This window comes from Haemophilus sp. UMB1048 (genome assembly GCF_030218125.1).
Taxonomy (GTDB): domain Bacteria; phylum Pseudomonadota; class Gammaproteobacteria; order Enterobacterales; family Pasteurellaceae; genus Haemophilus_D.
Map to the genome: position 1 here is coordinate 1 of NZ_JASOPB010000142.1, position 252 is coordinate 252.

At 54.4% G+C, this 252-nt stretch carries 1 protein-coding gene; it reads right to left on the minus strand.

Going from position 1 to position 252, the window contains the following annotated elements:
* A partial coding sequence (locus QP437_RS10225; protein ID WP_285267759.1) for a YebC/PmpR family DNA-binding transcriptional regulator occupies positions 1 to 252 on the minus strand: 252 nt, incomplete at both ends.

Genomic DNA, 252 nt, shown 5'->3' on the forward strand with positions numbered 1-252 from the left:
ACGGTACGGTTGCGGTTGTCAGACAGACATTCAATCATGATTGCCGTGCCGCCAGGACCGTAACCTTCGTAGATGATGGTTTCCATGTTTGCATCATCATCACCGCCCACACCACGTGCAATTGCGCGGTTCAGTGTGTCACGGGTCATGTTGTTAGACAGTGCTTTATCCACCGCCGCACGCAGACGCGGGTTAGCGTCCGGATCGCCACCGACCAGCTTAGCCGCTGTTACCAGCTCACGAATGATTTTA